Origin of the sequence: Actinoplanes sp. NPDC049668 (assembly GCF_044465445.1) — a bacterium.
Lineage (GTDB): Bacteria > Actinomycetota > Actinomycetes > Mycobacteriales > Micromonosporaceae > Actinoplanes.
Window position 1 is genome coordinate 28523 of record NZ_JBITLR010000012.1, and the last position, 14770, is coordinate 43292.

General features: G+C 73.1%; 13 protein-coding genes. 4 read left to right on the forward strand and 9 right to left on the reverse strand.

Translation table 11 applies throughout. From position 1 onward, the window contains the following. Nucleotides 1–28 precede the first annotated feature (28 nt). The gene (locus ACIBSW_RS38870) at nucleotides 29–952 is read left to right on the forward strand and encodes a sulfite exporter TauE/SafE family protein (RefSeq protein ID WP_354725833.1); all 924 of its coding nucleotides are present in this window, start codon (nucleotides 29–31) and stop codon (nucleotides 950–952) included. Nucleotides 953–976: 24 nt separating this feature from the next. Here ACIBSW_RS38870 and argH read toward each other — a convergent pair whose 3' ends face one another. Beyond that, entirely contained in the window at nucleotides 977–2407 is a 1431-nt protein-coding gene (gene argH, locus ACIBSW_RS38875; protein ID WP_354725835.1) for an argininosuccinate lyase, read from the reverse strand. Between the two features lie 69 nt (nucleotides 2408–2476). Here argH and dapE point away from each other — a divergent pair, with 69 nt between their 5' ends. Beyond that, complete coding sequence (gene dapE, locus ACIBSW_RS38880) at nucleotides 2477–3544, forward strand: succinyl-diaminopimelate desuccinylase (protein WP_354725837.1); 1068 nt, start codon at nucleotides 2477–2479, stop codon at nucleotides 3542–3544. A 6-nt stretch (nucleotides 3545–3550) separates the two neighbouring features. Here the strand turns inward: dapE and argG are convergent, their stop codons facing one another. The 8 genes from argG to argC are packed head-to-tail and all read right to left on the reverse strand — an operon-like array spanning nucleotide 3551 to nucleotide 11315. Further along, nucleotides 3551–4801: an argininosuccinate synthase gene (gene argG, locus ACIBSW_RS38885; RefSeq protein WP_354725839.1), complete on the reverse strand. Its 1251-nt coding sequence runs from the start codon at nucleotides 4799–4801 to the stop codon at nucleotides 3551–3553. Between the two features lie 13 nt (nucleotides 4802–4814). Continuing rightward, a complete protein-coding gene (locus ACIBSW_RS38890) occupies nucleotides 4815–5705 on the reverse strand; it encodes a hypothetical protein (RefSeq protein ID WP_354725841.1) in 891 nt (296 codons plus the stop codon). Next, a complete protein-coding gene (locus tag ACIBSW_RS38895) occupies nucleotides 5702–6202 on the reverse strand; it encodes an arginine repressor (RefSeq protein ID WP_354725843.1) in 501 nt (166 codons plus the stop codon). Before ACIBSW_RS38895 ends, ACIBSW_RS38890 begins: the two co-directional genes overlap by 4 nt. Then, on the reverse strand, nucleotides 6199–7134 hold the full coding sequence (gene argF / locus ACIBSW_RS38900; RefSeq protein WP_354725845.1) for an ornithine carbamoyltransferase: 936 nt from the start codon (nucleotides 7132–7134) through the stop codon (nucleotides 6199–6201). The genes ACIBSW_RS38895 and argF overlap by 4 nt, the downstream gene beginning before the upstream one ends. Further along, the gene (locus ACIBSW_RS38905; protein WP_354725847.1) at nucleotides 7131–8288 is read right to left on the reverse strand and encodes an acetylornithine transaminase; all 1158 of its coding nucleotides are present in this window, start codon (nucleotides 8286–8288) and stop codon (nucleotides 7131–7133) included. The genes argF and ACIBSW_RS38905 overlap by 4 nt, the downstream gene beginning before the upstream one ends. After that, complete coding sequence (argB, locus tag ACIBSW_RS38910) at nucleotides 8285–9151, reverse strand: acetylglutamate kinase (RefSeq protein ID WP_354725849.1); 867 nt, start codon at nucleotides 9149–9151, stop codon at nucleotides 8285–8287. Before argB ends, ACIBSW_RS38905 begins: the two co-directional genes overlap by 4 nt. Continuing rightward, nucleotides 9148–10320, reverse strand: coding sequence for a bifunctional glutamate N-acetyltransferase/amino-acid acetyltransferase ArgJ (argJ, locus tag ACIBSW_RS38915; RefSeq protein WP_354725851.1), 1173 nt, complete (start codon nucleotides 10318–10320; stop codon nucleotides 9148–9150). Before argJ ends, argB begins: the two co-directional genes overlap by 4 nt. Further along, on the reverse strand, nucleotides 10317–11315 hold the full coding sequence (gene argC, locus ACIBSW_RS38920) for an N-acetyl-gamma-glutamyl-phosphate reductase (RefSeq protein WP_354725853.1): 999 nt from the start codon (nucleotides 11313–11315) through the stop codon (nucleotides 10317–10319). Before argC ends, argJ begins: the two co-directional genes overlap by 4 nt. Nucleotides 11316–11571: 256 nt before the next feature. Between argC and ACIBSW_RS38925 the strand changes: the two genes are divergently transcribed. Both ACIBSW_RS38925 and ACIBSW_RS38930 read left to right on the forward strand, forming a co-directional pair. Further along, nucleotides 11572–13854 (forward strand): glycoside hydrolase family 3 N-terminal domain-containing protein, encoded by a 2283-nt coding sequence (locus tag ACIBSW_RS38925; protein ID WP_354725855.1) that lies wholly within the window; start codon nucleotides 11572–11574, stop codon nucleotides 13852–13854. A 43-nt stretch (nucleotides 13855–13897) separates the two neighbouring features. After that, nucleotides 13898–14743, forward strand: a complete 846-nt coding sequence (locus tag ACIBSW_RS38930) for an NAD(P)-dependent oxidoreductase (protein ID WP_354725857.1) — start codon at nucleotides 13898–13900, stop codon at nucleotides 14741–14743. Nucleotides 14744–14770: the final 27 nt, after the last annotated feature.

Below are 14770 nucleotides of genomic sequence, written 5' to 3' on the forward strand. Positions count from 1 at the left end.
GGCAGGGATTCTCGCCGACACTCGTCCGATGGATCTCACCCTGGCGCTCGCCGGACTCGGCGTCGGCATCGTGGTCGGCCTCACCGGCATGGGCGGCGGGGCCCTGATGACCCCGATCCTCGTCCTGGTCTTCGGGGTGCCCCCGATCGCGGCGGTCTCCAGCGACCTCGCGGCCAGCGCCGTGATGAAGCCGTTCGGCGGCTGGGTGCACGCCCGGCGCGGCACGGTGAACTGGCGCCTCGTCGGCTGGCTCTGCGCCGGCAGCGTCCCGAGCGCGTTCCTCGGCGTGCTGCTGCTGCGCCTGCTCGGCGACGACGCGGCCGTCCAGCACACGATCAAGGTGTCGCTCGGCGTCGCGTTGCTGCTCGCCGCGGCCGGGCTGCTGCTCAAGGCCTGGGTGAGCCGCCGGCAGGGCGCGGGCGAGGGCCCGCCGGAGCCGATCCGGGTCCGGCCGGTGCCGACCCTGCTGCTCGGCGCCGTCGGCGGCGTGATCGTCGGGATGACCTCGGTGGGCTCCGGCTCCCTGATCATCGTGGCGCTGCTGGCGCTCTACCCGAAGCTGCGCGCCAACGACCTGGTCGGCACCGACCTGATCCAGGCGATCCCGCTGGTCGTCTCGGCGGCGCTCGGCCACGCCCTCTTCGGCGACCTCAAGCTCGACATCGCGGCCGCGGTCCTGCTCGGCTCGATCCCGGGCGTGCTGATCGGCGCCCGCATCTCCTCGCGCGCACCGGGCGGCATCGTCCGCGCGGCGCTGGTGATCGTGCTGCTGGCCAGCGCCCTGAAGCTGCTCGACGTGCCGACCCCGGCGGTCGGCGCCGCCTCCGCCGCGGCCGTGCTGGTCGCGGTCGGCCTGGCGGTCTACCGCCGGGTCACCGCCGGCCGGCAGGCCCGGGTCGTCGCCGCGCCGATCGGCGACGACGACCGCGAGAAGAGCATGGCGGCGGGCTGACCGCCCGCCGCCCACCCCGCGGGATCAGCGCGGCACGACCCGCTCGATGGACCACTCGCGCCAGAAGTCGAGCCGGTCCGACGCCGACTGCAGCTGGTCCGCCACCGGCCCCGGGCCGGTCGAGCCCGGCGTCGTGCGGGCCGCCAGCGCCGAGCGGACGCTGAGCACCTCGCGGACCGAGGGGTCCAGGTGCTCGCTCACCGTCTTCAGGTCGTCGTCCGAGACGTCCTCCAGCTCGCACTCGCGGGCCGCGCAGAGCGCCACCAGGCGGCCGGTGATCTCGTGCGCGTCGCGGAACGGCACGTGCTTGCGCACCAGCCAGTCCGCCACCTCGGTGGCCAGCGAGAAGCCGACCGGTGCCGCCGCCGCGAGCTTGTCGACGCGTACCGTCATGGTCGAGATCATGCCCGCCAGGGCGGGCAGCAGCAGCTGCAGCGTGTCGATGGCGTCGAACGCCGGCTCCTTGTCCTCCTGCATGTCGCGGTCGTAGGTCAGCGGCAGGCCCTTCAGCATGGTCAGCACCGCGACCAGGCCGCCGATCAGCCGGCCGGCCTTGCCCCGGGCCAGCTCCGCGATGTCCGCGTTCTTCTTCTGCGGCATGATCGACGAGCCGGTGGCGAACGCGTCGTCCAGGATCACCCAGCTGAACTCCTGCGAGGTCCAGAGCACCACCTCCTCGCCGAGGCGGGACAGGTGCACGCCGATCAGGCTGGTGATGAAGAGGAACTCGGCGACGAAGTCGCGGTCCGAGACCGCGTCCATCGAGTTCTGCGCCGGCGCCCGGAAGCCCAGCTCCTTCGCCACGGCGTTCGGGTCCAGCGGCAGCGACGAGCCCGCGAGCGCGCCCGAGCCGAGCGGGGAGATCGCCGTGCGCTCGTCCCAGTCGCGCAGCCGGTCCAGGTCGCGCAGCAGCGGCTGCACGTGCGCGAGCAGCCAGTGGCCGAAACTCACCGGCTGGGCGTGCTGAAGGTGGGTCATGCCCGGCGCGGGCGTGTCGACGTGCCGGCCCGCCTGCTCCATCAGCGCGTCGGCGAGCTCGACCACCGCCGCCGCCACGCCGCGGGCGTGGTCGCGCAGGTACATGCGCAGGTCGGTGGCGACCTGGTCGTTGCGCGAGCGGCCCGCGCGCAGCTTGCCGCCGAGCGCGCCGAGGCGCTCCAGCAGGCCCCGCTCCAGCGCCGTGTGCACGTCCTCGTCCTCGACGGTCGGGCGGAACTCCCCCGCCGCGCACGCCGACTCCAGGTCGTCCAGCGCGGCCAGCATCTGGCCCAGCTCGCCGGCGTCCAGCAGGCCGGCCCCGGCCAGCACGCGGGCGTGCGCCCGGGACGCGGCCAGGTCGTACGGCGCCAGTCGCCAGTCGAAGTGGACGCTCACGCTCAGGCGGGCCAGGGCGTCCGCCGGTCCGCCGGCGAAGCGGCCACCCCACAGCCTGGTCGGACCCTCGGTCTCCGGCACGTGCTCGCTCCTCAAGATCGGTGTTACTCGGTCGAAATGACCTTACCGACGGGCGGTAATCTCGCCCGCATGACGCTTGACCTGCACGACGACGTTGTCGCTCTCACCCGCGCGCTCTGTGACATCCCCTCGGTGAGCGGGGACGAGGCCCCGATCGCCGACGCCGTCGAGGCCTCGCTGCGCAAGCTCGGCCACCTCGAGGTGCTGCGCGACGGCGACGCCGTCGTGGCCCGGACCCACCTCGGGCGGGCCCGCCGGATCGTGCTCGCCGGCCACCTCGACACCGTGCCGATCAAGGACAACCTGCCGACCTGGACCACGGGCGCCGGCGCGGACGAGCTCCTGCACGGCCGCGGCACCGTCGACATGAAGGGCGGCGTCGCCGCCCAGCTGCGCATCGCCGCGACCGTCCCCGAACCCCGCAACGACCTGACCTTCGTGTTCTACGACAACGAGGAGGTCGCCTCGGTGCGCAACGGCCTCGGCCGGCTGGTGCGCAACCACCCGGAGTGGCTGGCCGGCGACTTCGCCATCCTCGGCGAGCCGTCCAACGGCACGGTCGAGGGCGGCTGCCAGGGCACGATGCGGGTGCGCATCACCCTGGCCGGCAAGGCCGCGCACGCCGCCCGGTCGTGGCGCGGCGTCAACGCCGTGCACGCCGCCGGGGACGTGCTCGCGATCCTCAACGCCTACCAGCCGCGCACCGTCATGGTCGACGGCCTCGAGTACCGCGAGGGCCTCAACGCCGTGAACATCTCCGGCGGCATCGCCGGCAACGTGATCCCGGACCAGTGCGTGGTCGACATCAATCACCGCTTCGCGCCCGACCGCGACATCCCCGCCGCCCTCGCGCACCTGCAGGAGGTGTTCGCCGGCTACGAGCTCGAGGTGCGCGACCAGGCCTCCGGCGCGCGCCCCGGCCTGGACCAGCCGGCGGCGGCCGAGTTCCTGGCCGCGGTGGGCCGGGCGCCCGCGCCGAAGTTCGGCTGGACCGACGTGGCCCGCTTCGCGAGCCTGGGCATCCCGGCCGTCAACTACGGGCCGGGCGACCCGCTGCTCGCGCACACCGACGAGGAGCACCTGCCGACCGCGGACCTCCGCGAGTGCGAGCGGGTACTCGCCGCCTGGCTGCGCTGACACGGCTCAGGGCTTCTGCTCGCCCAGGCCTGCGTTTTCGGCGATGGCGCCCGGGATGGCGTACATGTGCGCGAACGCCCGGGCCTGCTCGCCGGTCCACAGCGACGAGCCGTAGCCGTAGACCACGCCCTGCCGGGTGGCCGCGTCGAGCAGGCTGTACGGGCTGCGGCTGCCGAGCGGGATGACGTTGCCCTTCTGCAGCCGCACCCGCACCTCGCCGGTGACCCGGGCCTGGCTGGAGTCCAGGAACGCCCGCAGGTCGTCCAGGATCGGGTCGTAGTAGACGGCCTCGTGCAGCAAGTCGCCGTACGTGGTGCCCAGGGTGGCCTTGGTCGCCTGCTGGCGGTTGCTCAGGACCAGGCGCTCCAGCTCGCGGTGCGCGGCGATCAGCGTGAGCATGCCGGGCGCCTCGAAGCCGACCCGGGCCAGGTTGCCGACCATGGTGGTGCCCATGTGGATGCCGCGGCCGACGCCGTGCTCGGCGGCGAGCGCGTTGAGCGAGCGCAGGATCGCGTAGTTGGGCGCGCCCGGCCCGGTGCCCGCGATCGGGGCGCCGTCGAGCGTGGCCGCCGAGGTCACCTCGCCGCGCTCGAAGCCGAGGATCAGCTCGACGCCGTCCTCCGGCGCGTCCTTGATCGCCCTGGTGCTCTCCCAGGCGTCCTCGGGCAGGTAGTCCCAGGAGCCGTAGGTCTCCTTGCCGCCGATGGAGGTGCCGATCAGGCCCTCGTTGATCGAGTACGTGGTGACCTTGTCGCTGGTCTCGAAGCCGTGCTGCCTGAGGAAGTCACGCTCGTACTCGCGGGTCAGCCGGTCGTCGCGGATCGGGGTGATGATCTCCAGCTGCGGCGCGAGCGCGCGGATCACCGAGTCGTAGCGCACGTGGTCGGCGCCGGCGCCGGTCGAGCCGTGCGCGATCGCGTCCGCGCCGTTCTCCAGCGCGCACTGGACGACCTTCTCCGCCTGCACCAGGCGCTCCGCGCCGACGCAGGACGGGTAGCCGCCGTTGCGCAGGTAGTTCGCCTTGATCGCGTACGTGACGACGCGCGAGTACAGCTCCTCGCGGGCGTCGATGACGAAGTGCCGGGCCGCGCCGAGCTCCTCCGCGCGGGCCCGGACGACGTCGCCCTCGCCGCTGTGCAGGCCGCCGGTGTCGATGTTGGCGGTGAGCACCTCCCAGCCCTGCTCGCGCAGCGATACCAGGGCGTACGAGGTGTCGAGGCCACCCGAGAAGGCGAGGACGATCTTGCGCTTGCTCATCAGAACTTCCTTATCAGGACGCGGGGATCTCGAGGATGGGCACGTACGTGGTCCCGTCCTGGACGAGGTGGCCGGGCGCGAGCACGTAGTACGTGGCCTGCCGGGCCTCGATGGCCTTCTGCATGGCGCGCTGCCGCTCGTAGTCGAACGGGTCGAGCAGGAACGTCGGCGCGGGCTCCGGCACGGTGGCCGAAGCGGTGAAGTCGTTCTCGTAGACGAACGAACCCGGCGAGGTGTGGAACGGCACGGTGGCGACCATGATGCGCAGCCGGCCGAAGCGGGTGTGCACCCGCAGCGCGCTGTTGTCGTACTGGGTGACGCCGTCGAGCTTCTCCGCCTGGTACGCCGACAGGGCGAGCGCCTTGAGCGCGCGGCCCAGGCCGACGTTGGTCATCACCGACCACAGCGACCAGCCGACCCAGGTGCCCGGCGCCGCGCTCGGCGCCGCGCAGTAGCCGCCGATCGGGATCGGGCCGTTGTACTCGCTCTGCTTCGCCCGCTCGAAGACCGCCCGCAGGTGGCGCTTCGCGTCCTCGTCGAACGCGCTGGTCTCGAGGATCTCGGTGAACGAGGACTGCGGCAGGGCGGCGATGACCGCGGCCGAGGGCATCAGGATCAGGTCGACCATCACCCACTGCGGCATCGGGATGCCCCGGTCGCCGAACGCGATGCCGTTGATCACGTTGAACAGGTTGAGGAACTCGCCGGTGTCCCAGCCCTTGTCGGCCGTGTCGGTGAAGTCCAGCCAGGTGAGCTTGTGGCCGTACGGCGCCTCGTTGAGGAACGGGCGCAGCGACTCGTTGGACGCCAGGTAGAACTCGAGGCCGTGGCCGAGCAGCTTCTGCATGTTGTCGGCGAAGCCGGGGAAATGGGCCTCGACGGCGGGCGGAGAATTCCTGGTCAAGGTTGGCTTCCTTCGTGCGGGTCGGCACGGCTCCAGGCCGTGAGTTTCTCGGCGAGCGCGGCGCCCGGCCCGTCGCCGGAGTCGCGCGCCACCACGAGGATGGTGTCGTCGCCGGCGATGGTGCCGACGACGTCCGGCAGGCCGGAGCGGTCGAGCGCGCTGGCCAGGAACTGCGCGGCGCCGGGCGGCACCCGCAGCACGACGAGGTTGCCGCTGACGTCGACCGAGTTGAGCAGCTCGCGCAGCAGCCGGACGAGCCGGGCCGGCGCCTGCTCGACCGGGCGCAGCGCGGGCAGCCCGTCCTCGGGGATGACGTAGACCCCGCCGACCTTGACGGCCCGCAGCTCCTCGAGGTCGCGCGACAGCGTCGCCTGGGTGGCCTGCACGCCGTCGAGGCCGAGCAGCTCGGCGAGCTCGGTCTGCGAGCGGACGGCCTTGTCCCTGATCAGGTCGACGATGCGCGCGTGCCGCGCGGCGCGCGTGCCGGGCCCGGTCATGCCCGCCCGCTCCCGGCCGCCAGCAGCCAGGCCAGCAGCGCCTTCTGCGCGTGCAGGCGGTTCTCGGCCTGGTCGAAGACCGCGCTCTGCGCGCCGTCCATCACCTCGTCGGTGATCTCCTCACCCCGGTGGGCGGGCAGGCAGTGCAGCACGATCGCGTCGGCCGCGGCGGCGGCCAGCAGCTCCTTGTTGATCTGGTACGGCCGGAACGGCGTACGCCGGTCGATGCCGTCGTCCTCCTGGCCCATCGACGTCCACGCGTCGGTGGCGAGCACGTGCGCGCCGGCCGCGGCCTGGTAGGGGTCGCGCAGCACCCGGACCGAGCCGCCGGTGGCCGCGGCGATCTCGGTGGCCCGCGCCACCACCTCGGGGTCCGGGTCGAAGCCCTCGGGGCCGGCGACCCGCACCCGCATGCCCGCGGTCGCGCCGGCCAGCAGGTACGAGTGGGCCATGTTGTTCGCGGCGTCGCCGACGTAGGCGAGCGTGCGGCCGGCCGTCGCGCCGAACCGCTCGCGGATCGTCTGCAGGTCGGCCAGCAGCTGGCAGGGGTGGAACCCGTCGGTCAGCGCGTTGACCACCGGTACCCGCACGTCCGAGGCGAGCTCGGCCAGCCGCTCGTCGCCGGAGGTGCGGAAGACGATGGCGGACACGTACCGGGAGACGACCCGGCCCGCGTCCAGCAGCGACTCGCCGCGGCCGAAGTGGGTGGCCTGGGTGTCCACCACGATCGCGTGACCGCCCAGCTCGGCGATGCCGGCCTCGAACGACAGCCGGGTGCGCAGGCTGACCTTGTCGAAGAAGACCGCCACCGACCGCGGCCCGTCCAGCGGCCGGTGCCCGAACCGGTCGGCCTTCATCGCCGCGGCCAGGTCGAGCACCTCGGCCTGCTCGGCCGGCGAAAGGTCGTCGTCACGCAGGAAGTGCCGGGTCATGTGAGTGCCTCCCCCAACGCGGTCACGAACGACTCGGCCTGTGCCGTGGTCAGGATCAGCGGCGGCGCGAGCCGGATGACGTCCGGCTGTACCGGGTTCACCAGGAACCCGGCCTCCATCAGCGACGCCGAGACCCGCGCCGAGACCGGCTCGGTGAGCACGATGCCGAGCAGCAGGCCGGCGCCGCGTACGCCGGCGATCCTCGGGCTGCCGAGCCCTTCGACGCCGCGCCGGATCAGCTCGCCGACCCGCTTGACGTGGTCGAGCAGGCCCTCGCCGGCGATGGTCCGGATCACCGCGAGGCCGGCCGCGCAGCTGATCGGGTTGCCGCCGAACGTGGTGCCGTGCGAACCGGGCCCGAACAGGTCGGCGGCGGGGCCGAACGCGATGCACGCGCCGATCGGCAGCCCGCCGCCGAGGCCCTTGGCCAGGGTCACCACGTCGGGCTCGACGCCCTCGCCCTGGTGGTGGAACCAGTGCCCGGTGCGGCCGATGCCGGTCTGCACCTCGTCGAGCACCAGCAGCGCGCCGGCGGCCGTGCAGATCTCCCGCGCCGCGGCGAGGTAACCGGGCGGCGGCACGACCACGCCCATCTCGCCCTGGATCGGCTCGAGGATGACCATGGCGGTCTCGCTCGTCACGGCGGCCCGCAGCGCCTCGCTGTCGCCGTACGGGACATGGGTGACGTCGCCGGGCAGCGGCCGGAAGGGTTCCCGCTTGCCCGGCTGGCCCGTCAGGGCCAGGGCGCCCATCGTGCGGCCGTGGAACGCGCCCTCGGCCGCCACCACGTGGGTCCGGCCGGTGAGCCGGGACAGCTTGAACGCGGCCTCGTTCGCCTCGGCGCCCGAGTTGCCGAAGATGACCCGGCCGGGGCGGCCGGCGAGGACGAGCAGCAGCTCGGCCAGGGCCAGCGTCGGCTCGGCCATGTAGAAGTTGGAGACGTGGCCCAGCGTGGCGACCTGCTGGGAGACGGCGGCGACGACGGCCGGGTGCGAGTGGCCGAGCGCGTTGACGGCGATGCCGCCGAGCAGGTCGACGTACTCCCGGCCGTCCTCGCCGACCAGCACGGACCCGGAGCCGGCGATCAGGCCGAGCGACGGCGTCCCGTAGTTGTTCATCATGCTCTGCGACCAGCGGTCCGCGAAAGACGTCATGGTGCCACCACCATCGTGCCGAATCCCTCCGAGGTGAAAACTTCGAGCAGCGTCGAGTGCGGTACCCGGCCGTCGACCACGTGCGCGGCGGGCACGCCGCCCTGCACCGCGCGCAGGCACGCCTCCATCTTCGGCACCATGCCGGACTGGAGGCTGGGCAGCAGCTTCGCCAGGGCGTCGGTGTCGATCTGCGAGGTGAGCGTGTCGGTGTCGGGCCAGTTCGTGTAGAGGCCGGGCACGTCGGTGAGCACGACCAGCTTGCGGGCGCCGAGCGCGACGGCCAGGGCGGCCGCGGCGGTGTCGGCGTTGACGTTGTGCACGACCCCGTCGGCGTCCGGCGCGACGGAGGCGACGACCGGGATGCGCCCGGCGGCGATCAGGTCGTCGACGGCCGAGGTGTCGACGTGCCCGACGTCGCCGACCTGGCCGATGTCGACCGGCTCACCGTCGACGACCGCGTGCCGGCGCACGGCGGTGAAGAGCCGGGCGTCCTCGCCGGACAGCCCGACGGCGAACGGGCCGTGCTCGTTGATCAGCCCGACCAGCTCCCGGCCGACCTGGCCGACCAGGACCATCCGGACGACGTCCATCGCCTCGGGCGTGGTGACCCGCAGGCCGCCGCGGAACTCGCTCTCGATGCCGAGCCGGCCCAGCATCGACGAGATCTGCGGCCCGCCGCCGTGCACGACGACCGGCCGGATCCCCGCGTAGCGCAGGAAGACCATGTCGGCGGCGAACGCCCGCTGCAGCTCCGGGTCGATCATCGCGTTGCCGCCGTACTTGATGACGACGGTGCTGCCGTGGAACCGCTCCAGCCACGGCAGCGCCTCGATCAGCGTCGCGGCCTTCTCGTTCGGGGTCACGACGAGTACGCCGAGTTCTCGTGCACGTAGGCGTGCGACAGGTCGGTGGTCCAGATGGTCGCGGACATCTCGCCCTCGTGCAGGTGCACGGTGATGGTGACGTCCCGGCCGGTCAGGTCCACCTTGGAGCGGTCCTCGGCCGCCGCGCCGCCGCGGCACACCCACACGCCGTTGACGGCGACGTCGACGCGGTCCGGGGCGAACGCCGCCTGCGTGGTGCCGACCGCGGCCAGGATCCGGCCCCAGTTCGGGTCGTTGCCGAACAGCGCCGTCTTGACCAGGTTGTTGCCGGCGACGGTGCGGCCGACCTCGACCGCGTCGCGCTCGCTCTCGGCGCCGAGCACCTCGATGGCGACGTGCTTGGTCGCGCCCTCGGCGTCGGCGATGAGCTGCTGCGCCAGGTCGTGGCAGACGGCGGTGACCGCCGCGGTCAGCTCCTGCTGGGTGGGCTGGCGGTCGGAGGCGCCGCTGGCCAGCAGCAGCACCGTGTCGTTGGTGGACATGCAGCCGTCCGCGTCGATCCGGTCGAAGGTGAGCCGGGTGGCCTCGCGCAGCGCGATGTCCAGCGACTCGGAGCCGGCCACCGCGTCGGTGGTCAGCACGACCAGCATCGTGGCCAGGGCGGGCGCGAGCATGCCCGCGCCCTTGGCCATCCCGCCGATCGACCAGCCGTCGCCCTGGAACACCGCGTTCTTGGACACCGTGTCGGTGGTCATGATCGCGGTCGCGGCGTCCGCGCCGCCGCCGGTGTCGAGCGCCTTGACCGCGGCGTTCACCCCGGGCAGCAGCTTGTCCATCGGCAGCAGCTCGCCGATCAGGCCGGTGGAGCAGACCGCGATGTCGCCGGGCCCGACGAGCAGCGGCCTGGCGCCGCCGCGCAGCACGGTCGCGGTGTGCTCGGCGGTCGCGTGGGTGTCCCGGAAGCCCTGCGTGCCGGTGCAGGCGTTGGCGCCGCCCGAGTTGAGCACCACGGCCCGCACCACGCCGCCCTTGAGGACCTGCTGGCTCCACATGACGGGCGCGGCCTTGACCCGGTTGGCGGTGAAGACGCCGGCCACGGTGGCATCCGGCCCGTCGTTGACGACGAGCGCGACGTCGAGCCCGCCGTCGCTCTTGAGCCCGGCGGCGACGCCGCTGGCCCGGAATCCCTTGGGGGTGGTGACGGTCATGGCGCGACTCCGAATACCGAGAGGCCCGTCGTCTCCGGCAGGCCGAGCATGAGGTTGGCGCACTGCACGGCCTGGCCGGCGGCGCCCTTGCCGAGGTTGTCCAGCGCGCTGACGACGACGATCCGGCCGGAGTCGACGTCGAGGGTGGCCTGCAGGTGGCAGGAGTTGGAGCCGGCGGTCGCGGCGGTGCGCGGCCAGACGCCGGCCGGCAGGACGTGCACGAACGGCTCGTCGGCGTAGGCGGCGGCCAGCACCTCGCGGGGGTCGGCGTCGCCGAGCGGCCGCGCGGTGACCGTCGCGAGGATGCCGCGCGGCATCGGCGCGAGCACCGGGGTCATCGACAGCGAGGTGGCGCCGCTGGCCTGCTTGATCTCGGGAACGTGCTGGTGCGCGCCGACCTTGTAGGGCGACAGGTCGCCCATGACCTCGCTGGCGAGCAGGTTCACCTTCGCCGAGCGGCCCGCGCCGGACGTGCCGGAGGCGGCGACGACCACGACGTCGGCCGGGTCGGCGGCGCCCGCGGCGATCAGCGGGGCCAGCGCGAGGGTGATCGTGGCCGCGTAGCAGCCGGTGCTCGCCACCCGGCCGCTCGCGGCGATCGCGGCCCGCTGCCCCGGCAGCTCCGGCAGGCCGTAGGTCCAGGTGCCGGCGTGCGGGCCGCCGTAGTAGCGGTCCCACGCGGCGGCGTCCCGCAGCCGGAAGTCGGCGCCCAGGTCGACGATCTTCACCCCGCCGGGCAGCTGCGCGGCGACGGCCGCCGACTGCCCGTGCGGCAGCGCGAGAAAGACCAGATCGGCGTCGGTCAGCGCGGCCGCGCTGCCGCCGAGGACCAGATCCAGGCCCGCGAGCTGCGGGTGTACGGCGGACACGGGCTTGCCCGCGCTGCTGTGCGCGGTGGCGGCGACGAGGTCGAGCTCGGGATGCCCGGCGATCAGGCGCAGCAACTCGCCCCCGGCATACCCGCTCGCCCCGGCGACGGCGACCCTGATTCCCATTCTTACCTCCGCATGACTATGCAGCGAACCGTATCAACGCGCATAGCCATGCGGCAACTTTATATATTTATGCAGTCACCCGATCGAGTGGAACGCACAAATTCGCTCCTGTTCGATCCGGTTCCGGTACTGATTGACCAAAGATCCGACCCCTGCGGGCGCCGGTACCGGTTCCGGCTTGTGCGACACTTCCGAACGCTTACCGATGTGTTGCGCTCGAGGACCGTGTGTCGCGCGGTCGATCCGGAGGAGACTCGTGGCCGCTGACGACCCGTACCGTGATCCCAGCCTGTCCGTTGAGCAGCGCGTCGACGATCTACTGGGCCGGATGAACCTGGCCGAGAAGGTCGGCCAGATGCTCCAGCTCGACGCGCGGCAGGATCTCAAGGACTCGGTCAGCACCCGGCTTGCGGGCTCGATCCTGCACGCCTCGCCGAAGCGCATGCTCGAGGCCGTCGACCTGGCCGCCGGCACCCGGCTCGGCATCCCGCTGATCACCGCCGAGGACTGCATACACGGGCACGGCTTCTGGCCCGGCGCCACCGTCTTCCCCACCCAGCTCGCGATGGCCGCGAGCTGGGACGCGGAGCTGGTCGAGCGGGTCGCCCGGGTCACCGCCGTCGAGGTCTCCGCGACCGGCATCCACTGGACCTTCTCCCCCGTCCTGTGCATCGCGCGCGACCTGCGCTGGGGCCGCCTGGACGAGACCTTCGGCGAGGACCCGTTCCTGATCGGCGAGCTCGGCGCCGCGATGGTCCGCGGCTACCAGGGCCGCGGCCTCGACGACCCGACCGCGATCCTGGCGTCGGCCAAGCACTTCGCCGGCTACTCCGAGACCCAGGGCGGGCGCGACGCCAGCGAGGCCGACCTGAGCCGGCGCAAGCTGCGGTCCTGGTTCCTGCCGCCGTTCGAGCGGGTCGCCCGCGAGGGCTGCCGCACGTTCATGCTCGGCTACCAGTCGATGGACGGCGTGCCGATCACCCTGAACCGGTGGCTGCTGCACGACGTCCTCAAGCAGGAGTGGGGCTTCACCGGCACCCTGGTCACCGACTGGGACAACGTCGGCCGGATGGTCTGGGAGCAGCAGGTCTGCGCCGACCTGGTCGACGCCGCGGCGCGGGCGGTGCGCGCGGGCAACGACCTGGTGATGACCACCCCGGGCTTCTTCGAGGGCGCGCAGACCGCCGTCGAGCGGGGCCTGATCGCCGAGGAGGAGATCGACGCCGCGGTCCGGCGGATCCTGCGGCTCAAGTTCGAGCTCGGGCTCTTCGAGAACCCGCGGGCGCCCGACGCCGCCCGGCAGGCCGCCGTCATCGGCCACCCCGACCACGCCGCGCTCAACCTCGAGGTGGCCCGCCGCTCGCTGGTGCTGCTGACCAACGACGGCACGCTGCCGCTGGCCGGCGGCCTGACGCCGGGCGACGACGGCCGGGCGACCGGCGCGGGCGCGGCCCGGACCATCGCGGTCATCGGCCCGAACGCCGACGCACCGCAGTCCCAGCTCGGCGACTGGGCCGGCGCGTCCGGCCAGGTCGACTGGATGCCCGACGGCCAGCCCCGCGAGCTGATCGAGACCGTGCTGGACGGCTTCCGGGCCGTCGCGCCGGCCGGCTGGAACATCACCACCGCGCTCGGCGCCGAGATCGAGCGCCTGGTGCCCGACCCCGCCGGCGCCGCCTACCCCGACGGGCAGCCCCGGCCGCCGATCTCCGAGCCGGCCACCGCCGACCCGGCGCTGATCGCCGAGGCCGTCGCGGTCGCCCGGGCCGCCGACTACGCGGTCGTGGTCGTCGGCGACACCGTCGCGCTGACCGGCGAGAGCAAGTCCACCGCCACGCTGGACCTGCAGGGCGGCCAGATCGCGTTGCTCGACGCGCTCGCCGGCACCGGCACCCCGGTGGTGCTGGTGCTGCTGAACTCCAAGCCGGCCGCGCTGCCGCCGTCCGCGCTGGGCGCCGCCGCGATCGTGCAGGCGTTCAACCCGGGCATGCGCGGCGGCCGGGCCCTGGCCGAGCTGCTGCTCGGCCTCATCGAGCCGACCGGCCGGCTGCCGATCTCCGCCGCCCGGCACGTCGGCCAGCAGCCGGTCTACTACAACCAGGTACGCGGCCAGCACGGCACCCGCTACGCCGACCTCACCCAGGACCCGCTCTTCGCGTTCGGCCAGGGCCTGAGCTACACCACCATCGAGTACGCGGACCTGCGCATCGCCGAACCCGAGGTCAGCGCGGCGGGCGTCGTGCGGGCGAGCGTGCGGCTGACCAACACCGGCACCCGGCCGGCGCTGGAGACCGTGCAGGCGTACGTCAGCGACCTGGTCACCAGCGTCACCTGGGCGGACCGGGAGCTGAAGGCGTACCGGCAGGTGCTGGTGGCGCCCGGGGAGAGCGTGACAGTGCAGATCGAGGTGCCGGCCGCCGACTGCTCCCTGGTCACCGCCGACGCCCGCCGGGTCGTGGAGCCCGGCGACTTCGACCTGCTGGTCGGCCCGGACTCGCGACCGGAGAGCCTGATCCGCGCCCGCTTCCGGATCGGCTGACGCGGGGCATACTGCTCAGCAGGCTCGGCGGAGGAGGATCGGCATGGCCCGGATCGCGGTCACCGGCGGAAGCGGCAAGCTGGGGCGCGCCGTGGTCGCAGACCTGGTCGCGCACGGCGACGAGGTGGTCAACCTGGACGTCGCCGCGCCGCGGCCGGCGCTGCGCATCGACCTGACCGACTACGGGCAGACCGTCGAGGCGCTCACCCGCATCGACGACCGGTACGACCGGATCGACGCCGTCGTGCACCTGGCCGCGATCCCCGCGCCCGGGCTCATCCCGAACGCGGCGACGTTCCACCACAACATCACCGCCACCTACAACGTCTTCTCGGCGGCGCGGCTGGCCGGGATCACCAACGTGGTGTGGGCGTCCAGCGAGACCGTGCTCGGCCTGCCGTTCGCCGCGCCGCCGCCGTACATCCCGGTCGACGAGGCGTACGCCGCCCGGCCGGAGTCGACGTACTCGCTGGTCAAGCACCTCGAGGAGCAGATGGCCGCGCAGTTCTGCCGGTGGGACCCCGAGCTCAAGATGATCGGCCTGCGGTTCTCCAACGTCATGGACCCGCAGGACTACGCCGAGTTCCCGTCGTTCGACGCGGATCCGCGGGCCCGCAGCTGGAACCTGTGGGGCTACATCGACGCGCGCGACGGCGCACAGGCCGTCCGCCGGGCGCTGGCGCACGAGGCGCGCGGCATGGACGTCTTCGTGATCGCCAACGCCGACACGGTGATGAGCCGCTCCAGTGCGTCGCTGGCGGCCGAGGTCTTCCCCGGCGTACCGGTGACCAGGGAGCTCGGGGAGCACGAGACGCTGCTGTCGATCGACAAGGCCCGCCGGGTCCTGGGTTACGAGCCCGAGCACACCTGGCGGGTTGACGCGGCCTGACAGGGTTACCCACATGCTCAGGTTCAG

Bases quoted from the DNA above. Each gene is read 5' to 3' on its own strand.
- ACIBSW_RS38870 (WP_354725833.1), top strand. From the start codon at position 29: ATGGATCTCACCCTGGCGCTCGCCGGACTCGGCGTCGGCATCGTGGTC.
- dapE (WP_354725837.1), top strand. From the start codon at position 2,477: ATGACGCTTGACCTGCACGACGACGTTGTCGCTCTCACCCGCGCGCTC.
- argG (WP_354725839.1), bottom strand. From the start codon at position 4,801: ATGAGCAAGCGCAAGATCGTCCTCGCCTTCTCGGGTGGCCTCGACACC.
- ACIBSW_RS38895 (WP_354725843.1), bottom strand. From the start codon at position 6,202: ATGACCGGGCCCGGCACGCGCGCCGCGCGGCACGCGCGCATCGTCGAC.
- argF (WP_354725845.1), bottom strand. From the start codon at position 7,134: ATGACCCGGCACTTCCTGCGTGACGACGACCTTTCGCCGGCCGAGCAG.
- ACIBSW_RS38905 (WP_354725847.1), bottom strand. From the start codon at position 8,288: ATGACGTCTTTCGCGGACCGCTGGTCGCAGAGCATGATGAACAACTAC.
- argJ (WP_354725851.1), bottom strand. From the start codon at position 10,320: ATGACCGTCACCACCCCCAAGGGATTCCGGGCCAGCGGCGTCGCCGCC.
- argC (WP_354725853.1), bottom strand. From the start codon at position 11,315: ATGGGAATCAGGGTCGCCGTCGCCGGGGCGAGCGGGTATGCCGGGGGC.
- ACIBSW_RS38930 (WP_354725857.1), top strand. From the start codon at position 13,898: ATGGCCCGGATCGCGGTCACCGGCGGAAGCGGCAAGCTGGGGCGCGCC.